The organism is Bacillota bacterium (genome assembly GCA_013178045.1).
Taxonomy (GTDB): Bacteria; Bacillota; Ch66; order Ch66; family Ch66; genus Ch66.
The window spans coordinates 15718-33449 of the sequence record JABLXP010000013.1; the positions used below are offsets into that span (position 1 = coordinate 15718).

At 46.9% G+C, this 17732-nt stretch carries 11 protein-coding genes and 2 pseudogenes; all 13 read left to right on the forward strand.

Translation table 11 applies throughout. The features are described 5' to 3' along the window. Window positions 1-6 precede the first annotated feature (6 nt). Window positions 7-1854 (forward strand): polysaccharide biosynthesis protein, encoded by a 1848-nt coding sequence (locus HPY81_07540; GenBank protein NPV27279.1) that lies wholly within the window; start codon window positions 7-9, stop codon window positions 1852-1854. 45 nt (window positions 1855-1899) lie between these two features. Next, a complete protein-coding gene (locus tag HPY81_07545; protein ID NPV27280.1) occupies window positions 1900-3243 on the forward strand; it encodes a nucleotide sugar dehydrogenase in 1344 nt (447 codons plus the stop codon). 27 nt (window positions 3244-3270) lie between these two features. Continuing rightward, window positions 3271-4794, forward strand: coding sequence for a murein biosynthesis integral membrane protein MurJ (gene murJ / locus HPY81_07550; GenBank protein ID NPV27281.1), 1524 nt, complete (start codon window positions 3271-3273; stop codon window positions 4792-4794). Between the two features lie 16 nt (window positions 4795-4810). Further along, window positions 4811-5920, forward strand: coding sequence for a DegT/DnrJ/EryC1/StrS family aminotransferase (locus HPY81_07555; protein NPV27282.1), 1110 nt, complete (start codon window positions 4811-4813; stop codon window positions 5918-5920). Continuing rightward, window positions 5921-6967, forward strand: a complete 1047-nt coding sequence (locus HPY81_07560; protein ID NPV27283.1) for a Gfo/Idh/MocA family oxidoreductase — start codon at window positions 5921-5923, stop codon at window positions 6965-6967. Between the two features lie 191 nt (window positions 6968-7158). After that, window positions 7159-7337, forward strand: a pseudogene (locus HPY81_07565) (ISLre2 family transposase). Window positions 7338-7659: 322 nt separating this feature from the next. Beyond that, window positions 7660-8905, forward strand: a pseudogene (locus tag HPY81_07570) (IS110 family transposase). A gap of 398 nt (window positions 8906-9303) precedes the next feature. Further along, complete coding sequence (locus tag HPY81_07575; protein NPV27284.1) at window positions 9304-10446, forward strand: glycosyltransferase family 4 protein; 1143 nt, start codon at window positions 9304-9306, stop codon at window positions 10444-10446. Continuing rightward, window positions 10424-11611, forward strand: coding sequence for a glycosyltransferase family 4 protein (locus tag HPY81_07580; GenBank protein ID NPV27285.1), 1188 nt, complete (start codon window positions 10424-10426; stop codon window positions 11609-11611). The genes HPY81_07575 and HPY81_07580 overlap by 23 nt, the downstream gene beginning before the upstream one ends. Continuing rightward, a complete protein-coding gene (locus HPY81_07585; GenBank protein ID NPV27286.1) occupies window positions 11608-12978 on the forward strand; it encodes an O-antigen ligase family protein in 1371 nt (456 codons plus the stop codon). The genes HPY81_07580 and HPY81_07585 overlap by 4 nt, the downstream gene beginning before the upstream one ends. 476 nt (window positions 12979-13454) lie before the next feature. After that, window positions 13455-14660, forward strand: coding sequence for a glycosyltransferase (locus HPY81_07590; GenBank protein ID NPV27287.1), 1206 nt, complete (start codon window positions 13455-13457; stop codon window positions 14658-14660). A 165-nt stretch (window positions 14661-14825) separates the two neighbouring features. After that, window positions 14826-15971: a UDP-N-acetylglucosamine 2-epimerase (non-hydrolyzing) gene (gene wecB / locus HPY81_07595; protein ID NPV27288.1), complete on the forward strand. Its 1146-nt coding sequence runs from the start codon at window positions 14826-14828 to the stop codon at window positions 15969-15971. Beyond that, the gene (locus tag HPY81_07600; GenBank protein NPV27289.1) at window positions 15952-17187 is read left to right on the forward strand and encodes a glycosyltransferase family 4 protein; all 1236 of its coding nucleotides are present in this window, start codon (window positions 15952-15954) and stop codon (window positions 17185-17187) included. The genes wecB and HPY81_07600 overlap by 20 nt, the downstream gene beginning before the upstream one ends. Window positions 17188-17732: the final 545 nt, after the last annotated feature.

Below are 17732 nucleotides of genomic sequence, written 5' to 3' on the forward strand. Positions count from 1 at the left end.
TGCTATATGGGAATATGGCGCAAAATTATATTAATTCTCATAGATGCTGTCCTAATCAATGTCGCAATATTTGCAGCCCTGTGGCTACGATTTGATGGCAATATCCCGAGTACATATATCAAGGAAGCACGGACATTAATTCCCCTAATCTCACTTATTTTTCCCGCTTGCTTTTATTATTTCAAGTTGTACAACCGCCTGTGGGCTTACGCCAGCGTCAGGGAACTTCTCAATATCGTGACGGCTAATACCGCCGCCATGTCCATCTTTATCGTCTGTATCTACCTTTTTCCGCTGGGCCGGCTTCCCCGGAGCATTTACCTGATCGCCTGGCTGCTGAGTAACTTATTGATCGGCGGTTCCCGCTTGACCTGGCGGATCGTCCGCGATTATTACCTCAAGCCCAGAAGCAGCTCCCCCCAGCGCGTCCTCATTGTTGGGGCCGGCGACGCGGGGGCGATGGTGGTCCGGGAACTGCAGCATAACGGCAACGGGAACCAGAAGCAGGTGGTGGGCTTCGTTGATGACGACCCGGCCAAACAGAAGATGTACCTGCACGGCGTGCCGGTTCTGGGCACAAGAGACGATATCCCAGCCCTGGTTGAGCGCCACGACATCGATGAGATTATCATTGCCATGCCCTCGGTACCCGGGGCGGAAGTGCGGCGGATCGTGGAGATCTGCCGGCCGTGCGGCGTGAAGTTAAAAACCTTGCCCGGGTTATACGAAATCATTGACGGGAGCGTGCGCGTCAACCGGATTCGCGACGTGGACCTGGAAGACTTGCTGCGACGCGAACCCGTCCAGGTCAATATGGCGGAAATCGCCGGCTATCTGCGCGATCAGGTGGTCCTGGTCACCGGCGCCGGCGGCTCGATCGGATCGGAGGAGCTTTGCCGGCAGATCGCCCGCTTTCAGCCCCGCCAACTCCTGCTGCTGGATAACTGCGAAAACAATCTCTTTGAAATCGATCTGGAGTTGAGAAACCAGGTGGATGGCCTGGAAATAACCCCGTTAATGGCCGATGTTAAAGATGTGACAAAAATAAATTACATTTTCGAAAGGTACAAGCCCCAGGTGGTTTTCCACGCTGCGGCCTACAAGCACGTGCCGATGATGGAACTGCATCCTGACGAAGCCTTCAAAAACAACGTCCTGGGTACCCGGGTGGTGGCGGAAGCGGCCGACCGGCACGGGAGCCGGGCCTTTATCCTGATTTCGACGGATAAAGCGGTCAACCCGACCAGCGTGATGGGCGCGACCAAGCGCTTAGCGGAGATCATTGTCCAGAACCTGAGCCGCCAGAGCCAGACGAAGTTTGCGTCTGTCCGGTTCGGCAATGTCCTGGGCAGCCGGGGCAGCGTGGTTCCGCTATTTAAAAAGCAGATCGCCCAGGGAGGACCGGTGACGGTCACCCACCCCGAGATGAAACGCTACTTTATGACCATCCCGGAGGCGGTGCAACTGGTCATCCAGGCGGGAGCGATGGCCGAGGGCGGGGAAACCTTTGTCCTTGACATGGGCGAGCCAATCAAGATTGTTGATATGGCGCGCGACCTGATCCGCCTGTCCGGGCTGCGGCCCGACGAGGATATCAAAATTGTCTTCACCGGGGTGCGCCCCGGCGAGAAACTGTATGAAGAACTGCTCACGGCCGAGGAAGGGACCGTGGCGACCCGGCACGAAAGAATATTTGTGGTGCGTGTGAATGCGGATGATCATAAATTTACAGAAATATCAGCCATCAACAAAATATTAAAAGGCGTTGCGCCTAAGTATAGAGAGCTAATTAATGAATTATTTGTTGAAGAGGTACCAGGCTACAAAGCCATGGCAAGGCGGCAGACGGGGTAGATAGAGGAGTAGGACACGTAAATTAATAAGAAATGAGGGAAGCTGATGAGTCTAGCGCAAGTGGTCAAGGAACACGACATCTATGTAGAAATTCTGAAAAAGAAAATTGAAAACAAAACCGCAAAAGTGGGGGTTATTGGCCTGGGTTATGTAGGCCTGCCGTTTGCCGTAGAGAAGGCCAAAGTTGGCTACACGGTCATCGGGATTGAAGAGAACCCGGTTCGGGCGGATAAGATCAACCGGGGAGAAAACTACATCCTGGATGTGAAAGATGAAGAGCTTAGAGAACTGGTTAAAAAAGGATTGATAAAAGCCCATACTGATTTCAGCCTGGTGCCGGAGATGGATGTCATTGTCGTCTGCGTGCCAACCCCACTGACACGCAATCTGACGCCTGACCTCTATTACGTCGAGTCCGTCACCAGGGCGATCGCGCTCAGATTAAGGCGGGGGCAACTGGTCACCCTGGAATCAACCACCTACCCTGGAACAACAGAAGAGGTAATGTTGCCGATCCTGGAAAAATCAGGGTTAAAAGTGGAAGAAGACTTCTTCCTGGCCCATTCCCCGGAGCGGGTTGATCCGGGCAACCAGCGCTACACAACCAAGAACACCAATAAGGTCGTCGGCGGGGTGGGACCGAAATCATTAGACGTGGCCATAACGTTTTACCGCCAGACCATCGAACACGTGGTGCCGGTTTCCTGTGCCAAAGCGGCGGAATTGACCAAAGTTTTTGAGAATACCTTCCGGGCAGTTAATATCGCCCTGGTGAACGAACTGGCTCTCCTCTGCGACCGCATGGGGCTGAATGTGTGGGAAGTCCTGGAAGGTGCCTTCACCAAACCGTTTGGGATCATGCCGTTTTATCCTGGCCCGGGCGTAGGCGGCCACTGCATCGCCATTGACCCGCATTATCTGGAGTGGAAGGCCAAAGAGTTCAATTTCAATACCCATTTTATCGCGCTGGCCGGGGAAATAAACCGGCGGATGCCGGAATTTGTGCGGGATAAGGCCCTGCGGATTCTCAATCGCCTGGGAATACCTTCGGCCAAAGCGAAAGTGCTGGTGCTGGGGGTTGCCTACAAGCGTGATATCGAGGACTACCGGGAATCGCCGGCGATCGAGGTGATCCGCAACCTTCAGGCGGAAGGGGTACGGGTGGAGTATTACGACCCGTTTATCCCGGAATTCTCCGAGCATGGCTTGCAGATGCAATCCGTGCCGCTGACAAGCGAAGGTTTGCAAACTTATGACCTGGTGGTGATCACCACCGACCACTCGAATATTGACTACCAGTGGGTTGTGCAAAATGCCAAACATATTTTCGATACCCGCAACGCGACCAAGAATGTGCTTCATGATAGGGAGAAAATAACATTATTATGATGAGAAATAAATTCTAGAGGATTAGTAATGTCAGTAATTAAAAACTCTGGTCTCATCTCGGTAGGGACTTTATTGAGCAAAATATTTGGTTTTCTGCGAGAAGTTGTCATGGCTCTGGTTTTTGGAGCCTCAAGATTGACGGACGCATATCTGGTTGCCCAGGTTGTGCCGAGCCTACTTTTTTCCTTGGTTGGGAATTCGTTGTCTACTATTATTGTGCCTTTGATCACGGAATATGAACAGACGAAGGGCCGTAATTATGCCTTGGCATTCGCCAATGCCATCACGACAATTGTTTTGTTGATTACCATTTTATTAACCATAATTGGTATCATTGTTACTTCCTGGCTTATTGCTCTGATTGCACCCGGTTTTGAAGAAGAAGCAAAGGAGCTAGCATGCCGACTTTCCCGGATAATGTTTCCGATGATCATATTCTGGGGATTCGCCGGGATTGCTACTGGCTTGCTACACAGTCAGAAACGGTTTTTTTATCCAGCCTTTATGGGATTACCTTTTAATATAGTTATAATTAGCTCAGTCCTTATCTTAGGCCGCCGATGGGGAATTGAAGGTCTGGCCTGGGGAACAGTTGCGGCAGTAGCTGCACAGTGGCTATTTCAGGTACTGGATGTGCGAAAATGTGGATATCACTTTCGCGTATTACTGAAACACCCAGGAATCAACCAGGTTGGCAAACTAATCCTTCCGGTGTTGATTGGCAGCGGGGCGGCTCAACTGGGGATAGTAGTTGACCGCATCCTGGCTTCCGGGCTTGTTGAGGGTAGTATTGCCGCCTTGAATTTTGCGAGCCGATTGAATGAATTGGCTCTTGGCCTTTTTTCTACGGCAGTGGCTAGTGCACTTTATCCCGAATTGGCCCAAAAAGCAACAGGTGGTGAAAGAGAGTCATTCCGTCGTTTGTTAGCTAACAGTCTTCTGGGACTGACATGGCTGATGGTCCCGATGGCGGTAGGGATTATTGTTCTGCGGGAGCCGCTCGTTCGTTTGGCCTTCGAGCGGGGAGCCTTTGATGCAAGGGCTACTGAGCTTACCGCTTATGCCTTGTTCTTTTTCGCCCTGGGCATTCCGGCGACGGCCCTGCGAGATATAGTTGTGCGGGGTTTTTATGCCGTTCAGGATACCATGACTCCCATGTGGATAGGGATAGCTACTGTAGGTGCAAACATTGCCCTTAATATAATCCTTGTGCGCTATTTGGCTCTTGGTGGTTTGGCCCTGGGCACGTCCGGGGCGGTGACGATAGGTTTTATTATCCTTTTATGGTGCTTGCGCCGTAAACTGGGCCACCTTAACGGCCAATTGTTAATCAGGGATGGCGGCAAAATATTGGTGGCCAGTGCTTTAATGGGGGTTATCGCGACAAAACTAGCCTCTTGGGTATTAACCAGGTTTGGTGACATTCCCAGTATTATTGCGGTGGCCACAGTTGGATGTTTGATCTATTTTCTTTCTTGCCGTTTGCTGAATATAGGAATTTATTTAGCTGTGGTCAACCGAATGAAAGCCCTGACTCTGAAAATGAGGTAAAGGAGATAATTTGTTTATGAGTGGCATCCCAATACTCAATCTGCATGAACAAATAGAAAAACTTTGGCCCGATATCATACCAGCAATCGAGCGGGTTATCCGTGCGGGGCACTTCATTTTGGGACCGGAAGTTCAAGCATTTGAAGCAGAAGCTGCTCGTTACCTGGAGGTTAAATACGCAATCGGGGTGAATTCCGGCACAGACGCTCTGGTCATTGCCCTGAGGGCGGCCGGGATCGGACCGGGAGATGAGGTCATTACCACGCCGTTTACCTTTTTTGCCACTGCCGAAGCAGTGAGCACAGTAGGAGCCGAGCCTGTTTTTGTAGATGTAGATCCTTTGACTTTTAATATTAATCCGAAATTGATTGAAGAAGCAATAACTCCTAGAACACGGGTCATTTTGCCGGTTCACCTCTACGGGCAAGCGGCGGATATGGACGGGATTATGGCGATAGCCAGAAAATATAATCTTGTGGTTATTGAAGATGTAGCCCAGGCTTTCGGAGGGAAATGGCGTGAGAAGAAGCTGGGGACTATTGGAAAATTAGGTTGCTTTTCCTTCTTTCCAACTAAAAACTTAAGTTGTTTCGGTGATGGCGGGCTGGTAGTCACTAATGATGACGACCTGGCTGAGCAGGTGCGGATGCTGCGGGCGCACGGTTCGAAGAAAAAATATCACAATGAGATCCTGGGCTATAACTCGCGATTGGATGAGATACAGGCGGCTATCTTGCGGGTCAAACTTCCATATGTTGATAAATGGAATGAAGCCCGCCGGCGGGCGGCACAACGTTACCATGAATTACTGGCTGGGATACCAGGGTTGGAGCTTCCATTGGAGAAAGAAACAGCTTACCATGTGTATCATCAGTACACCATCCGCATTAAACAGGGCAAACGCGATCTGCTTAAGGAGCGATTAGAAAAAGAAGGTATTTGCACCATGATTTATTATCCCATACCTTTGCATAAGCTCCCTGTATACAATAGGAGTGAAAAATATGCAAATGCAGAAGCGGCAGCCGGTGAGGTCTTAAGCCTCCCCATCTGGCCGGAGATAACGCCGGCGATCCAGGAGCGGGTGGCGGCAAATATTCGCCGGATTATGGAGGAAATTGGATAAATGACAGAGAAAGATAATAAAAAAATAAAAATTGGTCTGATTGGGTGCGGAAGAATCTCGAAAAACCACTTTGAAGCCATTGCCGCCCAGCCAGATGCCGAGTGCGTGGCCTGTTGCGACATCATTCCGGAACGGGCCGAGGAAGCGGCAAAGACGTATAACGTTCCTTTTTGGACGACCAAATACGAGGAAATGCTGGCTATCTCCGACATTGACCTTATCTCAATCTGCACTCCATCGGGATTACACCCAGAACACGGGATTATGGCTGCCAGGGCCAAAAAGCATGTCCTGAGCGAGAAGCCAATGGGTGTACGGTTAAAGGACGCGGATGAACTGATCAAAGCGTGTGATCAGGAGCACGTGCGCCTGTTTGTGGTTCTGCAAAACCGGCTCAATCCTGCGATTCAACTAGTAAGGAGAGCGCTGGATGAAGGGCGTTTTGGCCGGATCTACTTTATCCAGGCCAATGTCTTCTGGACCCGCCCGCAGGAATATTATGATCAGGCCCCCTGGCGGGGCACCTGGGAGTTTGACGGCGGGGCCTTCATGAACCAGGCCAGCCACTACGTGGATATGGTGCAGTGGTTTGGCGGCCCGGTCAAGTCCGTTGTCGCGCAAACGGCGACGCTCGCCAGAAACATCGAGGCCGAAGACACCGGCGCGGCGGTGATCAGATTTCGCAGCGGGGCCATCGGTTCGATCAACGTGACCATGCTCACTTATCCGAAAAACCTTGAAGGGTCCATCACTATCCTGGGGGAGAAGGGAACTGTCCGCGTGGGCGGGATTGCCATGAATAAGATTGAGCATTGGGAATTTGCTGATACCCGTGATTACGACCAGCAGGTGGCAAACACTGCGACAGATCCCCCGACGGTCTACGGCTTTGGACACACCGGGTATTACCGGAATGTGATTGATGTCCTCACGAAAGGAGAAAAGCCTAGCAGCGACGGCCGCGCCGGGATGAAGTCGCTGGAGTTGCTGGAAGCGATATATCGGGCGAGTAATAGACGAAGGCAAATGGTTTTGCCTATGATGTGATATTGTATGGTATTCCAACTAATAACAACCGGTCGACAGCCCTGTGAGAGAACAATAGTGATAAAAATAGATAAAAATAAAGGTAGGACCGTGTAAAATTTCAGTAAGTACTGGGAAGGAATCAGCCTATTGTCTTGAAAAAGAAATGAGGCCTCGCACATAAGAAAATACTCCAACAAAACTTGAGGAGCGTGAGGTCTCATTATGTTAATTTTCGCCACATAGTAGGGCTGCTCTTCTTTTTGTTAGGGGTTTGGTTAAATTAATTAGTGAGTGCAAAAACCTTTATGAGCTTGAAAAAGGCACCCACGAACTGTGCCAGCAAGTCTGCAAACAGATATTCACCTGGGCGCTTGAATAAATTGATAATTAGCTGAAAGAAAATCGTGACCAGAGTACTTGGAAGGTAATTGGATTTCGAACTAACCGGCCATGCCCAGTGGGGCACAACCAATCATGAAAATAGGAAGAAGTGATTACAACGGCCTGATTTTCTGCTACATTGGACTTATCAGGGACAAAGGTTGAGTATATTTTGAAGGTATAACCTCGGGAACTAACCTAACCTGATTGCCTTTGAGCACAGCCAATTGTCGCCCCTTGTTCTTAAGGACTTGGGAACAGCACGGGTGCTAAACTTCTTACTTTCTCGGGCAATCATCCCTGAAATCCAATGAGGCAGGAGGAAGCTCATGCAAGACATCCTGGAAATCTGTTGTGGTCTCGATGTCCACAAAGAAACTGTCGTCGCCTGCCTATTAAAAGGCAATGTTGGCGAGGAACCGACAAAAACCATCCGCACCTTTTCCACCCTTCTGGCTGGACTGGAAGAACTGAAAGCCTGGCTGGAAGCGGAGAACTGCCGGCATGTGGCCATGGAAAGCACCGGGGTTTATTGGCAGCCTGTATATAACGTCCTGGAAGAAGCCTTTGACGGCAGTATGGTTTTGATTGTTGCCAACGCCCGGCACATGAAAAACGTTCCCGCTAAAAAGACCGACATGAAGGACGCCGAATGGATAGCTACTCTCTTGCGCGCCGGATTGTTGGAAGGAAGTTTTATTCCCTCCAAACCTATCCGGGAAATCCGTAATTTAACCCGGTACCGCAAAAATATTATCGAAGAGATTGCGTCGCAAAAGAACCGCATCGAAAAGCACTTACAAAGCTGCGGTTTCAAGCTCTCCACTTTCCTCACCGATATCTTCGGGGTATCGGGCCGGGCGATTATGGATCACCTTTGCCGTCATGGGAAGATATCCGCCCAGGAAGTAGAGACTTTGGTAAAGGGTCGTGCCAAGTGCAAGCTCCAGGAAATCAAGGAGGCTGTCAATGGCAAAATGGATGTTTACCAAAGGGAGTTCCTCAAGCTTTTGCTGGGCTGGCTGGATCAGCACTACGAGCATCTTCAGCAGGTAGAGCAAAAGCTGGAGGAAAAATTGGGCCAATACCAAAGACAACTGGAGCAACTGGACGGCATCCCGGGGATTGATAAAACCGCTGCCGCCGCTATTCTGGCGGAAATCGGCATTGATATGAGCCGCTTTAAAACTGCGGAACATATCTGTTCCTGGGCGGGCTTAAGTCCCGGCAATAATGAAAGTGCAGGAAAAAAAGTCCACTCGCACCACCCACGGTAACACCTATCTAAAGCGAATCCTCTGCGAAGTTGCTTGGTGCATCACCCGGGTACGCAACAGCTATTTATCGTCCTGGTACTGGAAGGTCAAGCAACGCCGCGGGGCCAAGAAAGCCCTTATCGCTCTAGCCAGAAAGCTCTTAGTGATCATTTACAACTTACTAAAAAACGGTACAGACTACGACGAGACTTCATTTGAGAAAGCCAAACAAAAGCAAGAAAGGTTTCGGATCAAAAAAATTATTACAGAGGCCCGGAAGCTGGGGCTTGAGATAAGGGAAGTCAACCAGGTCGTTTAACAGTTATATCCCCAGAAGAAATTAACCCAGCTGATGCAAGCTCATGCATCTGCTATATTTCTTGTTGCCCTTTTGCACCTTGCTCGGCAGACATATTTACTTGATAAAGATCACTTGATTAGGTCTATTTTCGTGCTAAACTTATTTCTAATCCCCGCATAGGACTAGATGGGTGCCGCAGAGGATAACTCTTACCAACAATGATCGACTTTCGTATCAGTGGAGTCGAGAAGGTGACATGTTAAGGTAGGAAAAGCCTCCTAATTTTTCATTTGGGTACCGATAGGGACGAGAAAACTCATTGCCCAAAGAATAACGGCATAGTTATTAATTAAAACCTTCCAAGGGCAACCATGGGCTATATGATATTAATTGTTTTAGACAAGGGGGTATATCTGGTGCGGGTTTTGATCATAAGTCCAGTCGCTAAAATGGCAGCAGGTGGTGTAGCAGCACACGTGGCAACACTTGAGAAGATGTTGAAACAACATGGAGTCGACTCACAGACCATTGTGCTCGACATAGACCCGTCATTGGGTATACGATTTTACGCATATGCTGGCTTTCGTAAGATGTTAAATAAGATACATGAGCCTTGGGGGTTTATGGTATCAGACAAAATAGCCGAGATGAAACTGGCGAAAAGTCTTCAGTCTGTTGAAACGTTTGATCTAATACACTGCCATAGCAAATATGCCGACATAGTTAGAAAGATAGTTGGCAACAAGGTGCCGATTGTATTAACTGTACATGGATATATTGCAGACGAGGCTGTCTCAAGACGTACAGTGAAACGAGGTTCAATAGGGTATAGATACCTTGAACGGAATGAATACGCAACCTACGCTTCGGCGAATGCCATAATATGTGTTGATCAACGCATAGCGAAGCATGTGAGTGCTAGAGTATCTTATTCAGTGCCGACATGGGTTGTACCCAACGCAGTGGATACGAGCGTGTTCTGCCCATCTGATGATCAAAGTTTTGATAGATATACTATTCTCTGCCCTCGAATGCTCAACCCTAAAAACGGGGTTGATGTTGCTATCAGGGCGATGGAGTTCTTGAAACAACACCCGCGTTTACCTGCAGTAAGAATGATTATTGCAGGTGACGGCAGGCAAAGGCGGCAACTGGAAAGCTACGTACATGAAAATGATTTGAAGGATGTTGTTACTTTTTTTGGTACTGTATCCCGTGAAGAAATGCCGAAGCTTATGAGGAAATGCGGCGTAGTTATTATTCCGTCTATTCCTTCTGAGGGCGTTGAGGAAGCAACCTCGATTGCTGTTTTAGAAGCTATGGCTAGTGGGGTACCAGTAGTAGCTTCAGCAATTGGTGGACTTCGGGAGATAGTTATTGATGGTGAGACCGGCTTTCTAGTTCCTCCAGGAGAACCGGATCGATTAGCTAATGCTATTATTATGGCATTAAAACAAAGAGAGACCTTATCGAAGAAGGCAGTGCAATATGTAAATCAGCATTTTAGTATTGAGGCTATGGGGAGGAAAGTGCTAGATGTTTATGCAAGCGTCAAATAGCTTTCAAGATCGGAGACTACGAATTGTTATCGTCTTCGGTTCACCGGGAACATCATTCGGGTCTGTCGAAAGAGGTTTTCTTGAACTGGTAAAGAAGCTCATATCAAAGGGATTTAGAATAGCTGTTACGGTCACTGCACCGGGTATCTTTGTTGAAGAGTTGCGGAAGGCCGGAGCTACTGTTAAAATTATCACTATGGAAAGACGTATCAATCTGCGAGCTATTTATGCAATAATCAATGTTTTGAAGGATTACAGACCACAAATACTTCATATTAACTTTGACATAGCGGTGTATAATACTTTAGTAGCCGCGCTTGTTGCCCGATTTTTTGGGTATCAACCCTGTAAAATTGTGGTTCATCACCACTCTCAGATCGCCGATCCAAGTAAGAAACAATTTCGGTACCTGCCACGAAAGTTGCTTTACAAACTTAATCATGTAGAGAGCGTGTTCGTATCTACCGCACAGCGGGAACGGTTTGAGTTAAAAGGGATCGTGCCTTATAATGGGCGCCAGTATGTGATCGAAAATGGTGTTGATACTGTAACATTTCATCCTGTGAGCAGTTTGAATGAAAAGCAGGACGCTCGGCATAGAATCGGTCTCAATTTATCTCCAGATGTTAAGGTCGTCGGATACGTAGCTGGGTATCGGCCCGAGAAGCGTCATATCTTTCTTCTTGAAGCTTTTGAGGAAGCGCTGCGGAGAACCCAACATGCGGGTATGATCGTGCTTTTGCTGGTTGGTTACGGGTCAGAAGAGACCCGGATCAAGCATGAAATAGTGAGACGGAATTTGAGCCAAAGCGTAATCATGACCGGGCAGCGTACTGATATCCCAGACATTTTCCGCGCACTGGACGTGGCGGTATGTGTGTCCACGAACGAGAGTTTTAATCTTGGAATCATGGAAGCACTAGCCACAGGTCTACCTGTAATATGTGTGGCCAACAGTTTTACAGAGACAATTATTGATACAGGAATAAATGGAATAGTTATGCCATCAGATGTTACTGCTGCAGAATTTGGAACTATGCTGGCCTCAATAATAAATAGCAGGCTTGATGCATCTAAAATGGGTGGTCGAGGGCGAGCCGTAGCCGAAGCGTTTTCTGTATCAAGATGGACGGACCGCATCTTAGAGGTGTATATAAGCGCATGAATACCGGTGCCAAGATCATTACTTCAAACTGGCCTACATGGCAAGCTCATAATAGTGTTATTCTAATAGTTTTTATTGGTACGGCAATAGGGATGCTGACGGCGAGTTTTTGTTCGGAGCTTCCCATAACACCTTTGCTATATTTGATATTCGCACTTGCACTTTTGAGTAGCTCACCATTAGTAGGTGTTTTACCAGCGAGCATTTTAGCAGTTATGTGGACTCCAAGGACACTTGACCAATATTTGGTTATTAGCTTATACCATTCATCTTTTATGTTATCAGGTGAAGAAATTACAACGCTTATAAAAGGGATATGGCCAGCTGACTGTCTCCTGCTAATCTTAGTAACGATAGGGATAGCTAAACAAGGGGTACCCAGGTGGTTCGGTTTGTGGGTGATAGCGTTTACGCCTGTAGTTATCTACGCAATTGGTGCGGCTTCGTTATGGGCTGGAGTTTTAGAATATATTCGCCTTCCATTAGTAGTCATTGCTGTATGGGGTATTACGAGAACTCTGGATGCGTGGAAGCGAACCTTATATGCTTTGACAGGGGCGTTGGTTGGGCTAGATGTTATAGCCATTGGACGATATCTTCTGGATCCATCTGTAGGCGAGCGTTTGTTTACAGTGGGTCTAGGTATCAATACGTTAGCAACTGTATCTGGCATAGCTTTGCCTATTACGTACGCATGTGCCATACTAGATCGGAAAAAGCTCCCAGCTTGGTGGTGGATGGCGACAGCTATTGAGATTACAGTCATCTTGTTAACCGGCTCGCGACAAGGTTTGGTTGGGTTAGGCATATACCTCATTACATTAATGTTATGGGGCGACAGACAAGTTCGTTATTCATCATGGTTCTTTTCGATTGTTATTATATTCATCACAATAAATTCAACAGCTGGCCATAGACTTATTTCTTATGGGTTGGATTATAATCGTCTTGTTCTATGGTGCGGGGCGCTACAATTATGGAAGTTGTCACCTCTATTGGGGCATGGTCCGGGAAGTTTTGGTACATTATGGCCTACAGTATCTACGTTGCCTGATATTTACAATTATTATTGGCATCCTCACAATCTTTATTTAATGGTGCTGTCTGAAGCGGGGTTAATGGGAGCTGTGGCATTTGCACTTACTTTTTGGCAGGGCTTTTGTAAAAATAGATTCGCGTCTAACTCGGAGACCTATATGAGCATTCTGTTCATTCGAATTGCAGTGGTAATATTTCTAAGTATGGAATTGTTCGATTATACTCTATGGGATTATCGAATAGTCTTCGTTGTTGGAATCATATTGGGCTTACTTGCGTCTTGGTCGAAGAATATAGGATCAGCCTTTTTATACCGCATACCAGGCTAATGATTAGGGCAACTGGCATTGTATCTAATGAGCAGTTCTCCTGTAAAGTGGACACAGCAATTACTGAAAGGGAGTCGTTATTTTTTGGAAAAGTACCCATTTAATTCTCACTCTTCTATACTGAACGGTTAGCTCTTTGCCATTTTAGGGCTTTGCGGTTTCTGATTGGTGTTTAAAAATAGTAATTTCGCAACCTCTTAGACTCTCCTTAGACACCTTGAAATGCCACCTGCAGGGATACGATGCCGTCTATTGATCCTTTTATTGATATACAGGGCTATTTGAATAGCCCCTTATACCATGACATGCATGTTTATCAACTAACCGTGCTTACCCTGGATAGACAATGATAGTCTCATTACTGAGTTTTAGGATCGCTGGATTAGGTATCAATAGATTTGGAAAAACCGACTTAGGGCGGTTGGCGTTAAGGTTAGCCAGAAGCTGCGGGAGCCGGTAGAGGTGGTGATTATGAGATGAAAATTGCTTACATAACGGCACATGCTCCGTTCGGGCGGGGGGAGACCTTTGTCCTGGAAGAGATGATCGCGGTGGACGAACAAGGCGTTGAACTCGTCATCGTGCCCCGGAATCCTCCGAAAGAAGTTTTCCACGATCTGGCCCGGCAGCTTCTGGACCGCGCTATATGGCTACCTTTGTTCGACTGGCGAATTTTCCTCGCCTTTTTGAAAACGGTGGCTTTGAAACCCCGCTTATGGTGGATTATAGGTAGAATTTTACGTCATTCACGAACGCTGAAGATCTTGGTTAAGAATCTTGCTGTTGCTCCGAAAGCGGTGTTTATCGCCGGTTTGCTGCATCAAACCAGAGTTGAACATATTCATGCCCATTGGGGTTCCACCACGGCCACCATGGCGTGGATAGTCTCAGAACTCACGGGTATTCCATGGAGTGTTACCCTCCACCGGTGGGATATTGCGGAGAAAAACCTGCTCAAACTTAAAGTAGAACGGGCGGCTTTTGTGCGGTGTATTTCTGGGGACGGGCGGCGCGAGGTACTGCGTATTGTGGGCGAAACATATCAAGACAAAGTGAAAGTGCTGCATATGGGAGTCCGGTTACCCGAGACGTTGCTTCCGCAATTCCGCTCATCGCGACCCAATTTTGTGATTGCTTGTCCAGCCAATCTTGTGCCCGTGAAGGGACATAGGTTTCTAATAGAATGCTGTGCAGTGCTGTTAAAGAAAGGAATTAAAAGCTTTCGGTGTTTGCTTATTGGAGATGGTCCTCTTGAAGCGGAAATTCGCCAACAAGTCGCGAAGTTTGGATTGGGAGAGGTTGTCAAACTTGTTGGTCGTTTGCCTCACGGAGATCTAATGCAGATGTACAAAAAAGGGGAGGTTGATGCAGTGGTTCTTCCCAGCATAGTTACTAGCGATGGCGAAAGGGAAGGTATTCCAATAGCTTTAATGGAGGCTATGGCATATAGAATCCCTGTGGTTGCAACCAGCACTGGCGGTATACCGGAGCTTCTTTCAGGTGGTAATGGTATAATTGTAAGTGATAAAAATGTTCAGCAATTAGCTGATGCCATAGAGAGGCTTGTCAAGGACGAGAATCTAGCCAAAGACATCGGGGAAAGAGGTCGCCGCAAGGTTAATGAAGAATTCAATATCTGTAAAAATGTTAATGTGCTTTTGAAAATGATCAAAGGAGCATAGCATGAGGCGTTCAAGATTTGCCTTGGTCAGTGTGCAATGCTGAAAAGTTTTCCACTTTATCGAACTCATGACCAGCGAAACTTTGTTGGGTGGTATTAAACGTAGGATAAAGCAGAAAACAGCTTTTATGAGGAGCATTCATTTGGAGGATGTTTAGGAGAAACTATGAAAATTGTAACTATTGTTGGTGCCCGACCCCAGTTTATCAAGGCGGCAGTGGTTTCACGAGCCATAGAAGAATACAACCGGGATCGACGAGGCGGCTGTATGATTGAAGAAGTAATTGTCCATACCGGCCAGCACTTTGATGAAAATATGTCAGATATATTTTTTCAAGAGATGTCTATTCCCCGGCCCCGGTATCATCTTGGGATTGGGGGAACTTCACATGGAGCGATGACGGGCAGGATGCTGGAGCGGCTTGAGGAAGTAATTTTGCGGGAAAAGCCGGATGCGGTCATGGTTTATGGAGATACCAATTCTACTCTGGCCGGGGCCCTAGCCGCGGTCAAGCTGCATGTCCCGGTGGCCCATGTGGAGGCGGGATTGCGGTCTTATAACATGCGGATGCCAGAAGAGGTTAATCGTATTTTGACTGACCGAATTTCTCGCTGGCTTTTTTGCCCAACTGCCGCATCGGTGGAGAACCTCAAAAATGAAGGCTTTTGTATCCAGGATGGCAAGCGCCTGTTTGAACATCAACCGGTGGTGGCCCTGGTCGGTGATGTAATGTACGATGCAGCCCTGTTTTATAAAAAGATTGCCCGCCCTAGTCAGGAAATAGCTGAGTTAATCAAGAAATTCCCTGATGGATTCTACCTGGCGACTATCCACCGGGCAGAAAACACTGATGAATCAGTCCGTTTGCAGAGCATTCTAAAAGCGCTGGAAGCCATTGCTAGAGAAATTCCGGTGGTTTTACCATTACATCCACGGACCCGGCAATGCCTGATGGTTAATCATAATCAATTGGAATATGTTCATCAAATCGCGCCAGTCGGGTACTTTGATATGATTACCTTATTATCTCACTGCCGTGGGGTATTTACAGACAGTGGTGGGATACAAAAGGAAGCCTATTTCTTCGGCAAACCATGTGTGACCCTGCGGGAAGAAACGGAATGGGTTGAGTTAGTAGAGCATGGCTTCAACATTCTGGCTGGTGCTGATTATGAGCGTATTCTGGCTGCCGAGTCCAGGATGAGAGATAAAAGAATTGATACTTTGATTGACTTATATGGTAGTGGAAATGCTGGGCGGAAAATAGTGCAGGTTTTGCTTGAGGGTGTCTATGAACATACTGCTTATTAACCATTATGCAGGCTCAAATATTCACGGAATGGAATATCGGCCTTTTTATTTAGCCCGAGAGTGGGTTAGGCTTGGTCATCAGGTCACGATTGTGGCTGCTTCTTTTTCCCATTTGCGAAGCAAAGCGCCAGTAGTAGCCGGCAGCTTAGCTGAGGAGTATATCGAAGGTGTCCATTATATTTGGCTGAAGACTCCACCATATCAGGGTAATGGGTTAAAGCGGGTATTGAACATGCTTGCTTTTATTGCCCAGTTATTCCGTTTCAAAAGTTATTTAATTGATGTGTGTAAGCCAGATGTAGTTATTGCCTCTTCAACCTATCCGCTTGATATATATCCGGCTTATAGAATAGCTAAAAAAACAGGAGCAAAACTGATTTTCGAAGTACATGACCTGTGGCCGTTATCACCGGTTGAATTAGGCGGGATGTCGCCTTATCATCCATATATTGTATTTTTGCAAATAGCGGAAAATTTTGCTTATCGGGTGGCAGACTGGGTTGTCTCTTTATTGCCGAAAGCAAATATGCATATGGAAGCGCACGGCATGGCACCTGAGAAATTTGTTTACATCCCTAACGGGATTGATGTTGCGGAGTGGCAAAACAATCGACTCCCGGTTCCAGACAAGCATAAAGAGGTATTAACCAAATTAAGACAAACAGGGCGTTTTATTGTTGGATATACCGGTTCACATGGTTTGGCGAATGCTTTATATGCTTTTATAGAAGCTGCTTCATTACTAAAAAATTATCCAGTTACCTTTGTCCTTATAGGACAAGGTCCTGAAAAAAGTGCTTTAGAATATAAGGCTAGAGACTTTGGTTTAGAAAACACAATATTTTTGCCACCTGTATCTAAAGGAACTATTCCTGCATTGTTAGATCTAATGCATGTATTATATATTGGATTAAAAAGTGAGCCTTTATTTCGCTTTGGGGTAAGCCCTAATAAATTAATGGATTATATGATGGCGGCTAAACCAATTATTCATGCGATTGAGGCAGGCAATGACCTGGTAGCTGAAAGTGGTTGTGGCATCTCTGTTCCCCCGGAAGATCCGGCGGCAATCGCGGAGGCAGTATTGAGATTAATGCAGATGAGTGATGCTGAGCGGGAGATAATGGGACAGAAAGGTAAGGATTATGTTTTGGCGAAGCATGATTATCGGGTTTTAGCAGAAGAATTCTTACAAATTATGTTATTTGTTTGGTAGGTGTTTTACATGACCAGCTACATCGAATATCTTAGAAAAGTGGGAATCAAGTTATATGAAGGAGGGGGACGTATTGGCGTTTATATCAGGGAGCGCTTGTACCAGCCAGCCCTTTTCCTTGTTTTCCTGAGATCTCGAAAATTGAAGCTGAACGATTGTTAAGAGAATCAAAAGCTTTATTTTTGCGCTATACCCCCATGCCTTCTACTGAAAAGACAGAGTGGTGGTATGTAATTTGTGACAGTTACGATCCCTCAAAATTATCATCAAAAATGCGAAATCAAATTAAGCGTGGACAGCGTAATTGCAACGTTGAAATTATAAAGGCAGACTGGCTGGCCGTAAAATGGTTATGATTGTTATTTATCGGCATACAGCCGCTATCAAAATGCCACTCCGGTTGACAGACGAACTTATGAAAAAAGTATTAGAGAGGCTTCAGATAGAGGATTATTTGAATACTGGGGTGTATTTTATAAAGGTAATTTAGCGGGATATTGTCAGTGCATTGTAGAGGGCAAGCGGTATCAAATATGATCCCCAGT

Coding starts and splice junctions, on each gene's coding strand:
- HPY81_07580 (NPV27285.1), top strand. CDS start 10,424: ATGTTTATGCAAGCGTCAAATAGCTTTCAAGATCGGAGACTACGAATT.
- HPY81_07560 (NPV27283.1), top strand. CDS start 5,921: ATGACAGAGAAAGATAATAAAAAAATAAAAATTGGTCTGATTGGGTGC.
- HPY81_07555 (NPV27282.1), top strand. CDS start 4,811: ATGAGTGGCATCCCAATACTCAATCTGCATGAACAAATAGAAAAACTT.
- murJ (NPV27281.1), top strand. CDS start 3,271: ATGTCAGTAATTAAAAACTCTGGTCTCATCTCGGTAGGGACTTTATTG.
- wecB (NPV27288.1), top strand. CDS start 14,826: ATGAAAATTGTAACTATTGTTGGTGCCCGACCCCAGTTTATCAAGGCG.
- HPY81_07600 (NPV27289.1), top strand. CDS start 15,952: ATGAACATACTGCTTATTAACCATTATGCAGGCTCAAATATTCACGGA.
- HPY81_07590 (NPV27287.1), top strand. CDS start 13,455: ATGAAAATTGCTTACATAACGGCACATGCTCCGTTCGGGCGGGGGGAG.
- HPY81_07540 (NPV27279.1), top strand. CDS start 7: ATGGGAATATGGCGCAAAATTATATTAATTCTCATAGATGCTGTCCTA.
- HPY81_07585 (NPV27286.1), top strand. CDS start 11,608: ATGAATACCGGTGCCAAGATCATTACTTCAAACTGGCCTACATGGCAA.
- HPY81_07545 (NPV27280.1), top strand. CDS start 1,900: ATGAGTCTAGCGCAAGTGGTCAAGGAACACGACATCTATGTAGAAATT.